General features: G+C 45.2%; 13 protein-coding genes. 3 read left to right on the top strand and 10 right to left on the bottom strand.

The annotated features are described in order from the left end of the window. Window positions 1-145: 145 nt before the first annotated feature. Together FN124_RS12965 and FN124_RS12960 are read left to right on the top strand one after the other, a co-directional pair. Window positions 146-1,246, top strand: coding sequence for a WD40/YVTN/BNR-like repeat-containing protein (locus tag FN124_RS12965; protein WP_185937181.1), 1,101 nt, complete (start codon window positions 146-148; stop codon window positions 1,244-1,246). A 266-nt stretch (window positions 1,247-1,512) separates the two neighbouring features. Beyond that, window positions 1,513-3,909 carry a glycoside hydrolase family 31 protein gene (locus FN124_RS12960; protein ID WP_142685130.1) on the top strand — a complete coding sequence of 799 codons (2,397 nt, stop codon included), beginning with the start codon at window positions 1,513-1,515 and terminating at the stop codon, window positions 3,907-3,909. Window positions 3,910-4,550: 641 nt separating this feature from the next. Here the strand turns inward: FN124_RS12960 and FN124_RS12955 are convergent. Continuing rightward, window positions 4,551-5,150: a toxin-antitoxin system YwqK family antitoxin gene (locus FN124_RS12955; RefSeq protein WP_142685129.1), complete on the bottom strand. Its 600-nt coding sequence runs from the start codon at window positions 5,148-5,150 to the stop codon at window positions 4,551-4,553. Between the two features lie 237 nt (window positions 5,151-5,387). Continuing rightward, a complete protein-coding gene (locus tag FN124_RS12950; protein WP_142685128.1) occupies window positions 5,388-6,296 on the bottom strand; it encodes a DUF4382 domain-containing protein in 909 nt (302 codons plus the stop codon). 656 nt (window positions 6,297-6,952) lie between these two features. Between FN124_RS12950 and FN124_RS12945 the strand changes: the two genes are divergently transcribed. Further along, window positions 6,953-8,500: an IS1182 family transposase gene (locus FN124_RS12945; protein WP_142683762.1), complete on the top strand. Its 1,548-nt coding sequence runs from the start codon at window positions 6,953-6,955 to the stop codon at window positions 8,498-8,500. A gap of 142 nt (window positions 8,501-8,642) precedes the next feature. On the opposite strand, the gene glgB is transcribed toward FN124_RS12945, so the two are convergent. The 8 genes from glgB to rpmB form a co-directional block, all read right to left on the bottom strand. Continuing rightward, window positions 8,643-10,613, bottom strand: coding sequence for a 1,4-alpha-glucan branching protein GlgB (glgB, locus tag FN124_RS12940; protein WP_142685127.1), 1,971 nt, complete (start codon window positions 10,611-10,613; stop codon window positions 8,643-8,645). 147 nt (window positions 10,614-10,760) lie between these two features. Further along, a complete protein-coding gene (locus tag FN124_RS12935) occupies window positions 10,761-12,527 on the bottom strand; it encodes a DEAD/DEAH box helicase (RefSeq protein WP_142685126.1) in 1,767 nt (588 codons plus the stop codon). A 127-nt stretch (window positions 12,528-12,654) separates the two neighbouring features. Further along, window positions 12,655-13,968, bottom strand: coding sequence for a 30S ribosomal protein S12 methylthiotransferase RimO (gene rimO, locus FN124_RS12930; protein WP_142685125.1), 1,314 nt, complete (start codon window positions 13,966-13,968; stop codon window positions 12,655-12,657). A gap of 214 nt (window positions 13,969-14,182) precedes the next feature. Then, window positions 14,183-15,064 (bottom strand): cupin-like domain-containing protein, encoded by an 882-nt coding sequence (locus tag FN124_RS12925; protein ID WP_142685124.1) that lies wholly within the window; start codon window positions 15,062-15,064, stop codon window positions 14,183-14,185. Between the two features lie 205 nt (window positions 15,065-15,269). Further along, window positions 15,270-16,232 carry a signal recognition particle-docking protein FtsY gene (gene ftsY / locus FN124_RS12920; protein WP_221887768.1) on the bottom strand — a complete coding sequence of 321 codons (963 nt, stop codon included), beginning with the start codon at window positions 16,230-16,232 and terminating at the stop codon, window positions 15,270-15,272. Between the two features lie 416 nt (window positions 16,233-16,648). Beyond that, window positions 16,649-16,822, bottom strand: coding sequence for a DUF4295 domain-containing protein (locus FN124_RS12915; protein WP_142685122.1), 174 nt, complete (start codon window positions 16,820-16,822; stop codon window positions 16,649-16,651). A 72-nt stretch (window positions 16,823-16,894) separates the two neighbouring features. Beyond that, window positions 16,895-17,077 (bottom strand): 50S ribosomal protein L33, encoded by a 183-nt coding sequence (gene rpmG, locus FN124_RS12910; RefSeq protein ID WP_079468086.1) that lies wholly within the window; start codon window positions 17,075-17,077, stop codon window positions 16,895-16,897. A 30-nt stretch (window positions 17,078-17,107) separates the two neighbouring features. Continuing rightward, window positions 17,108-17,344, bottom strand: a complete 237-nt coding sequence (gene rpmB, locus FN124_RS12905; protein WP_089759466.1) for a 50S ribosomal protein L28 — start codon at window positions 17,342-17,344, stop codon at window positions 17,108-17,110. Window positions 17,345-17,520: the final 176 nt, after the last annotated feature.

The following is a 17,520-nucleotide window of genomic DNA, read 5'->3' as shown; positions in this document are numbered from 1 at the left end:
TTTTAAGCGATACGGTCGATGCACTGGAATATTGTTATTGTGTAAGCAGGTCAGGTAATCTGCAAATATATAAATCTGTGTCACACTTTGTAGCAATTTTGTAATTTTCTTCCCGGTAACAGATTGGGAATAAATGAAATGCTTTATGAATACAGTCAACGCAACATCCGGCCGGCCAGGCTCAAACATCCGTCAACGCTGCTTTGCACGTTATGCCTTATCCCTGCTGCGCCCGCTCCTGCCCGGATGCTTTGCACTATTATCTGCCTTCACACCCGCCGCCGCCCAACAGAATGCTGCCGGTTATCATATAAACATCCTTACAGCAACTCCGGTTCAAAGTATCAGGGGGCTTAGCGTAGTAACCGATGATATTGTATGGGCTTCCGGTACCGGCGGCCAGGTAGGCAGCAGCACAGACGGGGGCAGGCACTGGAAATGGGCCACGGTAAGCGGCTGCGACAGCTGCGACTGGCGTTCGCTGTATGCCTTTAACGATCGTAAAGCCATTGTATTAAATGCCGGCGCACCGGCGTTGATTTTTTTAACCGAAGATGGAGGCAATTCCTGGAAACAGGTATTCTATGATAACAGGCCAGGCATTTTCTTTGATGCCATGCAGTTCATTAACGAACAGGAAGGCATCGCCATCGGCGATCCGATAGATGGAAGATTTACTGTCATCCGGACACATAATGGCGGGCATAGCTGGGAAGCCGATCCTGTTGCCACTTTGCCCCGCGCCGCAGAAGGGGAAGCCATCTTTGCCGCCAGTGGCACCAGTATGGTATTACTTCCGGAAAATAACGTTTACTTTGCGACCGGTGGCCAGGTAGCGCGACTCTTTAAAAGCGGCGGTAACGGGGAGGCATATACGATCCCTTTGGTGCAGGGCAGCAGTACTACCGGCGTATTTTCCATTGCGTTCCGGGATGCGGCCAATGGCATTGCCGTGGGTGGCGATTATAAGCAGGATACCTTGCGTAAAGGCAACTGTATGCTCACTTCCGATGGAGGCCGCAGCTGGGAAGCACCCGCCACCCCGCCGGGCGGATACCGCTCCTGTGTAGCCTGGATCGGCCCGCAGCTGCTCATCACTACCGGTACTTCCGGCACGGATATTTCAACAGACGGCGGGCATCACTGGGAAACGATCGGGAAAGGATTCAATGTGGCGGCGAAAGCCAGGAAGGGTACAAAGGTATATGTGGCCCGGAAAGAGATCGGCGAATTGGTAAACCATTGATCCAAACAGTATTACAGGCTAACATCAATAAAAAGGTGCTCCTGGAAAGGTGCACCCACTAAAATAGGTTAAAGCAAAAAGTAAATTTATTGATATGAAGTTAATAAGTAATTCATTTACTTGCCGGGATTTTTTGCAAAGCTGCCGATTTACAGGATAAACGCCGGAAAAGGAGCATCTAACGCAAAAGGACCATCACTACTCTGATTTTTTTATGTAATTTAAGACCTCGGTAACGGATTACCGCGTATCCAGAAAAAGAGATTATGCAAGTTGAAACCTCGTCAAGTAAATACGGCGCCAAACATTATCCTGATGGGATCAGGGATTGGAAAAAAGAAGGAAATTATTTTTGTTTTTATACTACAGAAACGATTCTCGAAATAAGGGTGATCGCTGATAAGATCATTCGCTTCAGATATGCTGCTGAAGGCACTTTTCAAAGGGATTTTTCCTATGCCACCAGTGATACCCTGGAAGAATCGCCCATCGCATTCGGGATTAAGGAATGGGAAGAAACTTTCGAGATATATACAGATGAACTGAAAGTATTTATTGCCCGCGATAACCTCCGCATCACCATTTCAGACAAAGAAGGCAGAGTGATTAACCAGGACGAAATGGGGTATCACTGGCAGCACTACCTCCTCAAAGGCGGTAAGATCCAGTATTGCAGCAAGTTAGTACAGGAAGGGGAATGTTTTTACGGCCTGGGCGATAAGCCTACTGAACTGAACCTCCGCGGCAAACGGCTGGAGAACTACGGAACAGATGCCTATGGTTACCAGAAAGATACAGACCCGCTGTACCGGAACATCCCTTTTTATTACGGCCTGCATCATGGCATAGGCTATGGTATTTTCTTTGATAATACCTTCCGTACCATTTTCGATTTTGGTAAGGAAAGGGAAGATGCATGCAGTTTCTGGGCCCGGGGCGGAGAAATGAACTATTACTTTATTTACGGCCCCGACCTCCTGGAAGTGGCTGAATCGTATACAAAAATTACCGGTACGCCGGAACTGCCTCCCCTGTGGGCCTTGGGCTACCATCAATGCCGCTGGAGCTACTACCCCGACACCCGCGTGAAAGAGATCGCAAAAGAATTCCGGAAACGGAAGATCCCCTGCGATGTTATTTACCTGGACATCGATTATATGGATGGCTTCCGCTGCTTTACCTGGAATAAGGAATGGTTCCCCGATCCGGCAGGACTGATCAAAGACCTGGCGGCAGAAGGGTTCAAGGTAGTAGTGATCATTGATCCCGGCATTAAGGTGGATACCGACTATGCCGTATACCAGGAAGGCATCAAAAACAATTACTTCTGTAAACGCGCCGATGGCGCGCTCATGGAAGGAGATGTATGGCCCGGTAAATGCGTGTTCCCCGACTATACCAACCCCGAAGTACGGGAGTGGTGGAGCAGCCTTTTCAAAAGCCTGGCCGAAATTGGCGTGCGCGGCGTCTGGAACGATATGAATGAACCTGCTGTGTTTGAAATGGGCTCCTTCCCCGAAGATGTGCGCCACGATTACGATGGCGAAGAGGTTAGTCACCGTAAAGCACACAACGTATACGGCCATCTTATGAGCAAGGCCACTGCAGCCGGTATGAAGAAATACCTGATGCCCAACCGCTCTTTCCTCATTACCCGCTCCTGCTATGCAGGCGCCCAGCGCTGGTCTTCGGTATGGACCGGCGACAATGTTTCCAGCTGGGAGCACCTCTGGCTGGCCAGCGTGCAGTGCCAGCGTTTGTCCGTTTCGGGAATATCGTTCACCGGTAGCGATATCGGCGGTTTCATCGGTGAGCCCGATGGCGAACTGTATACCCGCTGGATACAACTGGCGGTTTTCCACCCGCTCATGCGTACTCACTCTGCCAGCAATGAAACAGGCTTTAACCAGGAGCCCTGGAGCTTCGGCGCTGAGTATGAAAAGGTGGTGACTAAATTTATTACGTTAAGATATAAGCTGCTCCCTTACCTGTATACCACCTTCTGGCAATATGCCTCTCAGGGCACGCCTATGCTGCGCCCGCTGGCTTTTGTTGCGCAAACGGATCCGGCCACGCACAACTGCTCACATGAATTTATGTTCGGCGATTCGCTGCTCATCAGTCATGTAAGCGAAAAAGGAATGCAGGAGAAAGGTGTATACCTCCCTGCCGGTAACTGGTACTATTTCTGGAACGACCAGAAATACACCGGCGCCAAAGAAGTAAAAGTAAAAACACCCCTGGATGAAATGCCGCTGTTTGTAAAAGCGGGCGCCGTGTTACCGGAATACCCGGAAATGCAGTACACCCAGCAAACCCCGGTTACTGAAATGCTGCTGCATGTTTACTTTGGGGAAGAAGAGGTAAAAAGCGTATTGTATGAAGACGCCGGCGATCACTACGGTTATAAGAACGGCCAGTATAATGTGATCCGCTTCAAGCAACGTTCTACTGCACAACAGTTTTATCTCAAAAAACAATTCTATATCAACTACGAAACCTCCTATAAAAATCATAGGATCATTATACATGGCCTGCCGTTCAAACCTACTACCCTGCTGGTAGACGGACAAGCCGTTGCCCTGTTGCCCGTAAACCTGCCGGCAGATAATACGGTGTCTTTCGTGGTACCAAGAAACTTTGAAGAAATATCAATGAAGTAGCTATAAACAACTAAAGTGGTAAAAAGAAAAAAGGCACTTCAGATAGAGATCTCGCGCCGGTTTCATAACCTATGCCAACTTTAGAAATATAAAAATAGATGCTAAATATCATTGTACAAAATGTTCAACTGCCGTAAATGGAGAATGAACAAAATGAATGACTCCTTAACATTGAATTAAGGGTCTGTAAAGCAATTATAACGGTACAAAGCCTGTAGATCCTTTATGAATAAGGGTTACATCATAGAAAATCAATTTAGCAAATAAACAAAAACATAAAGGCTCAAAGATGAACACTCATCCCTGAGCCTTTTTAATGTTGATGATTATTGTTTATGCTCAATAAAAAATAGACAGAAAGAAAATAGATGTCAATGCACAAAATACCAGGAAGATAAAAACAGCTCTGAAAAGGATTTCCATCTTATCGGTCGTATATTCTATTCCGTGTAGTTCCTGAGGATTTTCTGCGTGGTTGATACTTAGGCTTTTCATACAAACAAGTTAAAAGGATTTTGCAATAAAAGATTATTGGTGATTTACGGGTTCTATAAATCACATCCTTCAATGAAATTACATAAAAAAAGCTAAAACAGATAAAATCTTTTTGTTCATTTTAGCCTTCTTCCCGTTCATTTTAATCAGCTCTTCTTTTTATGCTTGCCGGCATTTTCATGCGGCAGCTGCAATGGCGCCTTCTTTACCGCCGGGGTGGCTGTTTCCGTGCTGTCGCCCAGCTCATCTGCGCTCACGGTTTCACCTCTTTTGTAATATTCCTTTACCATCTTCCCTGTTTCCTCATCATATAATTTCCATACCCCGTTACGAACGGAATTCCCCTGCCTTACAATCTCCGTAGGGGTTTCAGCGTTGGTGACCGGGTCAATGATCATGATCGTATCCCGCTGTCCTTCAATTTCTGTAGCCAGGAAAGCTCCTTCCTCACTGAGTTTCCCATTGGGGAAATAATATTTGCAATACCCGTCCAGCACATTGTTCTTATAGGTTTCTTCCGCCAGCAAATTGCCAATGGCAGAAGTCTTTTTCCATACACCCTCCTTACGGCCATTCTTATAAACGCCCTCCCAGGTATACCCCGGCTCACCCCGTAGCTCTCCCACTTCTTCTATCCAACGGCCCTGTTTACGGTTTTGCGCATCGCGCTGGTTCACTTTCGCCTGGGCCATTCCGTTGCTCCAAAACAGTAACAGCGACAAACATAAAAACAATACTCTTTTCATAGATAGCACTTTGCCACAAGTTAAATATTTAAAGCGTATAGTCACCTACGCGGATTTTGTCTGACTCAGGATTATGATGATTAGCTTGATTTTACTGTTTACTTTTTGAATGATTAAGGGAGATAAAGCGGTAAAATCCGCTTCCGTCTCCCTTATTCTTTTTAAAAAAATTCAAAAGTATAAAATCAAACTAATCATCATAATCCTGAGTCAGACAAAATCCGCGAAGGCGACGCCTTATTTATGCAGCTGTATATTGCCGATCCGCGTATCCTTGCCCCGCTCTACTTTCACACCGGTAACGGTGGTGTCCTGATAACCATTGGAAGCATTCACAAAAACGTTCCAGTCGTTGCCTGCTTTCAGGCCGCGCACCTTGTATTCCCCGCTTCTCCACGGCAGTGCGTATAAAGTATCGTTACTGCTGTTATAGATAGAAATCACGGGGTAGGCATCCCATGGGGTTACTTTGCCGGAAATGCTGCCCATTTTGAGAATGGTGAATACGTTAATGTAGGGTTTGAGGATGAATTTTCCATTCCAGGTTCTGATGATGGAGCGCTGTACATCAAAGTCAAGCCACAGCTGCAGGTTATCTGCACTCAGCTCATCCCATTCGTTATGGCGCACTCTTACAATGATCCTGGATTGTCCCGCGATCGATTTTACAGGATAGGTAACGCCATCTTTAACCAGTGAGTTCTGGTCGCCGATAGTGATACGGATACGTTCCATGGTTCCTTTCGCCACTATGCCGCCTGCCAGCAGCGTGTCGGCGCCGTTCCTTAAAGTCAGCAGGTCATAAACACCCGGGTTAATATCCAGTGAATCCCACAACTGGCAGCTATCCGGGCCACTGTTCCGGTCGTGGCGGTCTTCATCCCACCAGCAACGGTCCCTGTCGGACCAGTTGTCATCATCCGTTTTGCCGCAGGTATCCACCAGTACTTCCACACTGCGGATATCCAGTAATACCTTATCAAAGTACCCCGGATCATCTGATAAATAAAGACTTACTTTTTGCTTATTGTCCGGAACAGGCGTGGTAGATGTGGAATTATCCTTCTTGCAGGATACCACCAATGTAACAGCAGCCAACATCGCCATCACTAAACCAGGCCCCGGTTTGCGGAGGTAGTTTTTCATAAAAAGAACGGTTTTATGTAACTAAATAAAAATATGGACAAATTGATCTGGTTGAAATACCAATACCACATAAAACGTACCACCATCACCGGTTATTGCCAAAGGGATCAGATAGCTAATAGACTGCGGAAATAAAGTAAAGTTTAACCCCGTGCGGATTTTTTCTAACCTGGGATTAAGATGATTATGCTGATTAGCAGGAGGCTTTCTTTGGGATTTTATAAAGAACTTATTCTTTGTCTTTTATAAAGATGAAACAAAATAGAATCTTTAAAAATTATAAAGTATTTAATACATAGCTACCATCATAATAAAAAATTCCGGGGAGATAACAGCGAAAATATTTACTGCTATTCCCCGGAATCTTTTTTATAAAATTCAGTCAAACGAACTTACCAATTCCGCTCAATATAATCATCCCAACCTGGAAGACTAACCCGTTCGGCGGGGAAATTGTCTTGGAACACTGATTATGATGATTTTGAGGATTTCATGGATGTCTTGTTAATAGATTAAAAAATTAAGAGGCTGTCTCATAAATAAATGATGCAGCCTTTTTTTATTTACTAATTAGGGTCCATTTATCCACGTTGGTGGTTGATAAATATTTTGATTTTGGGGTATTTGCAGCCAAAATGATTGCCTATTTTTAATTTATGGCAAGAGGAAAATCATTAGTAGTGTCCTTTAAGAGCAATCACCAGTATCAGGGAATGCTCCTACCTCCTGATTTAAGTGAGCTGGTGGCTCAAAATCACCCTGTACGGGTAGTCAGCGATATTCTGGACAAAGTAGACATTGGGCAGTTAATGCAGCAGTATAAACCAGGAGGGGCAAGTAACTATCATCCCCGAATGTTGCTGAAGGTACTGGTTTTTGCATATATAAATAATATATATAGTAGTCGCAAGATAGAGGAAGCCCTTCATCAGAATATCAACTTTATGTGGTTAAGTGGCATGAGTAAGCCCGATCACAATACAATTAACCGATTCCGGGGCCAACGTCTTCAAAAAACCTTGCAACCTATCTTTACGCAGGTAGTATTACTATTATGTGAAGAAGGAGTTTTGAGTTTGAAAGAACTTTACACCGACGGCACAAAAATAGAAGCCAATGCAAACAGATACACTTTTGTATGGGGCAATTCCATAAAAAACAACAAGGCAAAAATGCAGCAGCAGCTGAATGAATTATGGCAATACGCTCAATCTATTGCTGCTGCCGAGTTAGATGACGATCACGATCCATCGGGCTTTGATAAAATTGCCAGTGAAAAAATTGAGCAAACAATAGCCACGATAAATGAGGCATTAAAAGACAAACCAATAGATAAAAAAATAAGGCAGAGATTAAACTATGCTAAGAAAAATTGGCCTTCTGCACTAGCGCGTTATGCCGAACAGGAAAACATAATGGGGGATGACAGAAGCAGCTATAGCAAAACAGATGAAGATGCCACTTTTATGCGAATGAAGGAAGATCATATGAAAAACGGACAATTAAAACCAGCATATAACCTACAGATAAGCACTAATAACCAATACATTGTCAATTACAGTCTTCATCAGAATACCACTGATACCAATACCCTGCAGGGGCATCTGAATATATTTAGACGCCAGTATGGGAAAATGCCTTCCAATATCACGGCTGATGCAGGATACGGAAGTGAACAAAACTACGAATGGCTTGAAAAAAAACGTATTACGGCCTATGTAAAGTATAATCATTTTGACCGTGATCAACATGGAAATAGCCGGAATAAAAACCCATATAGGACAGATAAACTTACCTATGATCAGGAAAAAGACAAATATATCTGTCCGTCTGGGAAAACGATGAAAAATATTGGTAGTCACCAGCATCTTACTAAGGCTGGCTTTAAGCAAACCATCACCAGGTATAAAGCTGGAAAATGTAATGGATGTCCATTACGGAGTGATTGCCATGGGCAAAAAGGGAATCGAATAATCGAGGTAAATCACAATTTAAACCGCTTAAAACGGCGAGCAGAAAAAAGGCTGAAAACCAAGCGGGGCATCGAAAAACGTAAGCAAAGATGCCATGACACCGAACCTGTTTTTGCTAATATCAAGCATAATCACCTATTTAAGCGATTTATGATGCGAGGGCTGGACAAAGTGAGTATTGAAGCCGGATTATTAGCATTAGCACATAATCTTCGTAAGAAGGCTGCTTAAAATGGCTGGCGAACCCTTGGTTTTTAATTTTCAAATCAAATTGACGGAAATATTATTATAAACGAAAGAAGCTGCCTCAATATTTATGAGACAGCTTCTTGGTTTTTATAAAAAATCAGCGAAATCATCATAATCATCATAATCAGTGTTCCAAGACAAAATCCGCCTCCGGCAACCTGCGGATAAGCCGAAGTATGGTTGCTCCCAAAGGAGGCAGACGCAAAGAAATCGTATAGTCCCTGCCGTTATATATCTGTTTAGTGGTCCGGATTACACCTGTGTTCAGCACGCCGCTGCCATAATACTTCGGTGCATCACTGTTTAATACTTCTTCCCACTCCCCTCCCACAGGAAGCCCTATGAGGTAGTTCTCACGCACTACGGGAGTCATATTAAGCACTACCAGCAGGATGTCATCTACTGCCTTTCCCTTCCGTGTATAAGCCAGCACACAGTTATCATAATCATTTACCGTGATCCATTCAAACCCCGCAGGATCGAATTGCTGCTCATACAAAGCGGTGGAACCTGTATAAAATTCATTGACCTCCTTTACAAACGTTTTCAATCCCTGGTGAGTGGCATGCTGCATCAGGTGCCAGTCGAGCTCCCCACGGTAATTCCATTCAGACGTTTGCCCAAACTCATCTCCCATGAACAGCAGCTTTGTACCGGGATGGGTATACATATAGCTGTATAATAAACGGAGATTCGCAAATTTCTGCCAGTCGTCGCCAGGCATTTTATACAGCATGGGCGACTTCCCATGAACCACTTCATCATGGCTCAGCGGCAACATGAAGTTCTCCCCGAACGCATATACCATACTAAAGGTCAGATCGTTCTGGTACCACTTCCGGTGAATGGGGTCCCTTTTGAAATAATCAATGGTATCATTCATCCATCCCATCATCCATTTCATCCCAAAACCCAAACCTCCCATAAAGGTTGGTCTTGATACCCCGTAATGCGAGGTGGAATCCTCTGCAATGGTTTGTACATCGGGAAACAGCGCATACACCGTTTCGTTCAGTTTCTTCAGGAAACTGATGGCTTCCAGGTTCTCATTGCCTCCCACTTCGTTAGGCTCCCAGGCGCCTCTTCCCCTGGAATAATCCAGGTGGATCATAGAAGCTACGGCATCTACACGTATTCCATCTACGTGAAACCGGTCGAACCAGAAAATGGCATTGCTCAGCAAAAACGACCGTACTTCATTCCTTGCATAGTTAAAAATATAGCTGTTCCAGTCCGGGTGATAGCCTTTACGCATATCCGCATACTCATATACATGCGATCCGTCGAACCGGAATAATCCATGCGCATCATACGGAAAATGGGAAGGTACCCAATCCAGTATTACGCCGATACCTGCGAGGTGGAACGCTTCCACCATTTCCATAAAATCCTGTGGCGTGCCATGCCTGGAAGTAGGTGCAAAATACCCGGTGATCTGGTAACCCCAGGAACCATCAAAAGGATGTTCCATCACGGGCATCATCTCCACATGGGTAAAGCCCATTTCCTTCACATACGGCACCAGCATTTCGGCTATTTCCTGGTAAGAATATACCCGCTCAGGATCAGCAGTATCCGGGCGGCGCCAGGAACCCAGGTGCACCTCGTATACGGCAAAAGGACGGTCCAATGCATTATTGTTCCGGCGGTTATCCATCCATTTCTTATCATCCCATTCATAATCCAGCGGGTATACTACGGACGCGGTTTTAGGGCGTACCTCCCAGTGATTGGCGTAAGGGTCTCCTTTGATCAGCTCTTCGCCGCTGTTGGAACGGATAAAATATTTGTAGAGGGCGCCGGGTTTCACCCCGGGCACAAAGCCTTCCCAGATCCCGGAGCTGTCCCACCGGGGGTAAAGGGTATGACTATAATGATCCCAACCGTTAAAATCACCCATTACGGCCACAAATGCGGCATCCGGCGCCCAAACGGCAAAGTATGTTCCACTGGCGCCTTCCACTTCTGTGGCGTGCGCCCCGAACTTTTCGTATAGCCGGTAGTGTGAGCCCGCCTGGAAAAGGGTAATATCACTGGAAGAAAACAGGGTGAATGGTTCTACATACTGTAAAGCGCGATTTGTATCTCCGGTCATAGTAACGTGTGAATTGGGTGTCTTGACTAACAAGATAGTTTAATTTTTGGGAAAATGACAGCAAGGATGAAACAGATATTTTCATGAAAACAAAAAAGGTGCCCCGTGGACACCTTTTTCAATTATATAGCTATTCCGGTATGCGGATTAGTACTTCTTACGGAACGGAGGCTTGCCACCACTGCCGAAAGACTCACGTCTGTCGCCACCGCTGCGGCTACCACCCGGGCGGCCACCTTCAGCGCTCCAGCTTCTTTTACGCGGACCGTAATCGCCACCGGAACGTGGACGTCTGTCGCCATCCTGTGACATCTCGATCCTCACACTGCGGCCATTATATTCCACTTTCTTGAAAGCTTCGGTTACTTTTGCCAGTTCATCATTCTCTACTTCAAAGAAGGAATAAACGCCTTTCAGATCGATACGGCCAATTTTATTGCCACGTAAACCGGTATTGTCACACAGGTAACGAAGCATATCGCCGCGGTTGAAATCGTCTACAGAGCCCAGGTTGATGAACAAACGGGTGAACTTGCCATCGCTTCTGCGTGGTCCTTTATCTTCCCCGATCGCACCGCGTCTGTCGTCTTTCGCGTTCAGATCCGGCGCATCCTGGTAGTATTCCAGGAACTGGTTGAATTCGAGGGAAGCAAAACGTTTGATCAGGTCTTCCTTGGTCATGGATGCAAACTCTTCGTTGATGCGCTCCATGTAAGGTTCAATCTGCTCTTCGTTTACTACTACATTATGTACTTTATGTACCAGGCCGAACAGTTGTTTTTCGCAAACTGCAAAACCATCGGGTACTTCAGCTTTCACAAATTTCTTCTGGATCACACGTTCAATCTGGCGGATCTTCCCGATATCGCGGCTGCTGATCACAGCAATAGAGATACCTGATTTACCAGCCCTTCCTGTACGGCCGCTTCTGTGGGTGTAGTTTTCCACGTCGTCGGGCAGGTCGTAGTTGATTACGTGCGTTACGTTGTCCACGTCAATACCACGTGCAGCTACGTCGGTTGCTACCAGCACCTGCAGCGCTCTTTCGCGGAAGCGTTTCATTACCTTATCACGCTGTTGCTGGGTTAAGTCACCATGCAGGGCATCCGCATTGTAACCATCCTTGATCAGTGATTCGGCGATTTCCTGTGATTCAATTTTGGTACGGGTAAAGATGATACCAAAAATTTCAGGGTTGAAATCCACGATACGTTTGAGGGCCGCGTATTTATCGCGCGGGCGCACTACATAGTATTCGTGCTCAATATTAACATTACCGCTGTTTTTGTTGCCTACGGTCAGTTCAAACGGATCTTCCATGTATTTCTTGGCGATACGGCGAACTTCCTGTGGCATGGTAGCAGAAAACAACCAGGTGGTTTTACCTTCAGGTGTGTTGGACAGGATACTGTTGATATCTTCCTGGAATCCCATGTTCAGCATTTCATCTGCTTCATCCAGTATAGCGTAGCGCACATTTTCAAAGTTAACCGCGCCACGGTCAATGATATCCAGTAAACGGCCGGGAGTAGCCACCACAATGTGTACTCCTCTTTTCAGTTCACGCAGCTGCTGAACAATGCTGGAACCGCCATATACCGCTACGATGCTCACATCGCCCAGGTATTTGCTGAAGTTTTTCAGATCATTGGTGATCTGCAAACAGAGTTCACGGGTAGGGCATAAGATCAGGCCCTGTGGTTTATTTATTTTCAGATCCAGTTGCTGCAACAGTGGCAGGCCAAATGCGGCAGTTTTACCGGTGCCCGTCTGGGCAAGACCTACGAAATCGCGGTCGCCTCCTAACAATACTGGTATTGCCTGTTCCTGGATGGGAGTTGGGGAAACGAAGCCCAGGTCCGTAATTCCCTTTAAAATAGGCTCTTGTAAGCCCAGTGATTCAAATGTAGTCATTGATTTGCATTAATCAAGCTCCGTCGGGAGCTGTGTATATAGCCTTTAGCAGTTAGCTATCAGCTGTTAGAAATATTATTTTCAGCTTTTAGCGGTTAGCTATCGGCTGTGTTGGTGGCTTCGGTCATTAACCGGCTACCAGTTCTCCTTCGAGGTCGTAGTCAAACGCTTTGGTGATGCGTACTTCCACGAAATCCCCTGGCTTCAGGCGTTTAGTGGTGTCTATGATCACCTCGTTATCTACTTCCACCGAATCAAACTCGGTACGGGCAAGGTATCTGCCTGCCTCTTTTTTGTCTACTATTACTTTAAAGATCTTCCCTACCTTCTCCTGGTTTTTTTCCAGGGAGATTTCCTGCTGTACTTCCATAATTTCCTGCGCCCTTCTCTCCTTTTCCTCTGCAGGGATATTATCTTCCAGCTCATAAGCGCTGGTGCCTTCTTCATGGCTGTAGGTAAATACCCCTACGCGATCAAAGCGCATTCTTTCCAGGAATCCTTTCAGTTCTTCCACATCGTCTTCCGTTTCACCAGGGAAACCGGCAATGAGCGTGGTACGTAAACAGATACCAGGTACTTTCGCACGGATGTCGTGTACCAGCTGCTCAATTTCCTCCCGGGTGATCTGGCGTTTCATTGCCTTCAACATGGCATTGGAAGCATGTTGCAGCGGCATATCGATGTATTTGCAGATATTCGGGAACTCGTTCATCACATCCAGGATCTCCATCGGGAACTTGGTAGGATAAGCATAATGAAGACGGATCCATTGCAGTCCTTCCACTCCGGCCAGCGCCCGCATCAGGTCACCCAAACGGCGCTGCTTATACAGGTCCAGGCCATAGTAGGTTAGTTCCTGCGCAATGAGCATAATTTCCTTTACACCGGATTTCACCAGCTTCTGTGCCTCTGTTACCAGTTCCTCAATAGGTTTGGAAACATGTCCTCCCCGCATCAGCGGGATGGCACAAAAAGAACAGGTACGGTTACAACCTTCTGCTATTTTCAGGTAAGCATAATGAGAGGGAGTACTCAGTAATCTTTCTCCAATCAGTTCTGCTTTATAATCTGCATCAAACTTTTTCAGGATCAGGGGCAGTTCCATGGTTCCGAACCAGGCATCCACTCCTGCAATCTCTGACTCCAGGTCGCCCCGGTAACGCTCACTTAAGCAACCCGTTACATAAACCTTATCCAGTTTACCGCGTTGCTTCAGCTCTACCTGCTCCAGGATGGTGTTAATCGATTCTTCTTTGGCCTTGTCAATAAACCCGCAGGTGTTCACTACAACAATGTTGTGGTCGCGTTTTACACTTTCATGCACTACATCGATTTCATTAGCCATGAGCTGTCCGCTCAGCACTTCTGAATCCACCATGTTCTTGGAACAACCAAGCGTAATAATATTAACCTTGTCTTTCTTTAAAGTTTTTGTCTTCAAGCGCGAATGTTTTAAACAAGCGGTCAATTATTGCTGAGCCGCTACCGCCACGAAGACACACAGACACTGATTGAATGTAACAGCAGACTTACTGTATGTGACTTGAGTCTTAGTGGGGGTTAAGGAAGGTGCAAAGGTAAAGAAAAGATTTGACAATCTGAAATTAATGCTAAGTAACTGTTGATTAGTTACTTAGCATAACGTTGGAACCAGGTTAGCCCAGCATCTGCATGGCCTTCTCGGCGCGCTCGCGGGCTTTCTGTCTTTTATAATGATACCACCATTTAGGCGCCATCTTGATCATAAGGTTATTCATTCCCCGCAGGCCCACCAGGTGATAAAGCCCATTGAGCTTGTTAAAGAAAGAAGGATCCAGGGCGCGGAGGCTCATCGCAAAACCGCCATCCAGGTACTCCATATGATGCCAGTAGCCGGCCGGCATAAACATGGTATCACCGTGGTTCAGTACAGCAGTGTATCCCTTTGCATGTTTCAGCGCCGGGAACTGGTCCTGATCCAGCCGCTCGTTCCAGTTCACGAAGTTGGCCGCGCTTTCTACGGTGAAAGGCATCCGGTAAATGAGGGGCGACTGGTTATTTTCCAGCAGCAACACTCTTTTACGGCCAATGAACTGGGTATGGAAAATATGCGAAAGATCTATATCGTAGTGCATATGCGCTACGGATCCCGCGCCTCCCACAAACAACATGGGATACTTTTTCAGGAATCCCGAAGCCAATTCATCCGGGAAAGTGAAATCTTCCACCAGCTGGGGGGCATGCTGAAAAATGTTGAACAGGAATATCCGGAGTGCCACCGGCCCCTGCTGTATCATATCGAGGTAGGCCCCGAAAGTAATGTAATCATCCGCTCCGTTTACAAGGGTATTCTCGTTGGCGCGCTCATTATTATATACCCCAACCGTCTTGTGCCCGACTATTGATTTGAAATAATCCCATGTCCACTTGTTGTAGGCCGGCCAGTGTTGGCTAAGTGCTGATGCCGGGATAATTACAGGTTTACGTGGATGGTAGTAGTTTTTCTTGAATTCCGCTGGTGTAATATCTTCAACTCGATCTATGTGCTGTACTATCATACTTACGAATTGTTAAAAGGGTACAAAAAGGGAACAATATTCAAATTTAATAAATGCGGTGTTATTTTATAACTACAAACGAAGCGCTTTAATGTTAATCAAAAAACGAGCCGGGCCCCTGTTGGAGCCCGATTGTTTTACCTAAAGTAAAATATTAAACAGGATTTATTCTGATTGATAAATAAACTTCACAACAACAAGTAAATCAGGAATTTATGTTAAACAATGAATCTACAAAAGATTCTTTATTAAACACCTGCAGGTCCTCCATTTTCTCTCCTATACCAATGTATTTTACCGGTATTTTAAACTGGTTGGCGATGGCGAGCACAACACCGCCTTTTGCTGTACCGTCCAGTTTGGTAATGGCCAGGGCTGTCACCTCGGTGGTAGCTGTAAACTGTTTGGCCTGTTCCAGCGCATTCTGCCCGGTAGAACCGTCCAGTACCAGCAGCACTTCATGTGGTGCATCCGGAATTACTTTCTTCATTACCCGTTTGATTTTGCCAAGTTCATCCATCAGGTGAAGCTTGTTATGCAAACGGCCGGCAGTGTCTATGATGATTACATCAACATTTTTTGCAGCGCCGCTCTGTACGGTATCAAAAGCTACTGCACCGGGATCGGACCCCATCTGCTGCTTTACAATAGGTACTCCTACTCTCTCGCTCCAGATGGTGAGCTGATCTACCGCCGCTGCACGGAATGTGTCTGCGGCGCCCAGCATCACCGATTTGCCTGCCTTCTTAAAGTTGTAGGCCAGCTTACCAATGGTAGTGGTTTTACCCACCCCGTTTACGCCTACCACCATGATCACATAAGGCTTTTTGTCTTCCGGTATATCGAAATCCCGGAAACCGCTATCGGGCGCATCCACCAGCAATGCTGCAATTTCTTCCTGCAACATCCTGTTTAACTCACTGGTTCCCAGATATTTATCTTTAGCCACCCGCTGCTCTATCCGGTCAATGATCTTTACCGTAGTATCTACGCCAACATCGGCAGAAACGAGGGCGTCTTCCAGGTTATCCAATACTTCTGTATCTACAGTGGATTTTCCTGCAATGGCGCGTCCTATTTTACCCAGGAAGCTCTCTTTTGTTTTTTGTAATCCCTGATCCAGATTCTCCTTCTTCTCCCTGGAAAATAGTTTATTGAAAAAGCTCATAATTAATTGGGCCCGGTATGTCCGGTTCTTTTTTGAGTTATCCGGCTGCTTTTGTGACAGCATTTGCAATAGGGTGCTAAAATACGTCTTTTGCGCGGATTTTGTCTTTTTCAGGATTATGATGATTTCGCTGATTTGATTACTTTGGATTTAAAAAAGATTCAGGGAGATATAAGCGGGTATTTGCTTATTATCCATTTATATCCTCTTTAATATCCTGTCTGGTATTTAATTCAATGATTCAAGAATCTGAAAGATGCAATCTCCCTATCTCTCTCAACTATCTCTCTCAAAAATTAAAAAGAAATTCAGGTAATCATCGTAACCATCATAATCCTGAGTCAGACAAAATCCGCACAAACGCAAAAAGCTGTCCTTTATCAGGACAGCTTTTCAGTATTATTAGTAAAGCCGAATTACTTTTGGTTCATGTGCTCCTGGATCTTGTCCTTGTGCACGATAGCTTCCTTAAAGGTGTATGCACCGGTTTTAGGAGAGCGTACGGCTCTGATAACTTTGGTCCATACCTTTGATTCAGCTGCTGCTTTAGCATCTTTTACTTTCGCGTTCTTTGAAGCTACTTTTGCCATGGTATTCTATTGTTTTTATGGTCTAATGGCTATTGGCAGTATACTGATACAGCCATTCACCATCAACAATTATTATTTGATTTCTTTGTGTACAGTCACTTTCCTTAAAATAGGATTGTACTTCTTCAACTCCAGACGCTCAGGAGTATTCTTCTTATTCTTGTTAGAGATGTAACGGGAAGTTCCGGGCTGACCAGAAGCTTTGTGCTCTGTGCACTCCAGAATTACCTGTACTCTATTACCTTTTTTTGCCATTGTGTATTACAAATTAAGTGAGTCTTAGAATTAGATTTCCTGACCAGCTGCACGCAATTCCTTCACAACTGCATACAAACCTCTCTTGTTGATGGTTCTCAAACCGTCAGCAGATACTTTCAATGATATCCATTTGTCCTCTTCTGCCAGGAAAAAACGTTTCTTTTGCAGGTTAGGAAGAAACCTTCTGTTTGTCTTAATGTTGGAGAAGGAAACATGGTGACCTGTAATCGGCTTCTTTCCTGTCACCTGACATACTCTTGCCATGATCTAAAAATTTAGGAATGCAAAAGTCCAATTTTTTTGTGGATTTTGCAAATATTATTAAATGAATTTATTCACAAATGCATAAAAGCCACCTGTAAAAAGTGCTTCCTTAAGATGTGAACACAATGCAAAAGATTGATAACCAAATAACTATATGGCAGATTTACATCTGTCTT

It is taken from the genome of Chitinophaga polysaccharea, from assembly GCF_902150045.1.
GTDB lineage: Bacteria > Bacteroidota > Bacteroidia > Chitinophagales > Chitinophagaceae > Chitinophaga > Chitinophaga polysaccharea_A.
This window is presented reverse-complemented; position numbering and strand designations above follow the sequence as displayed.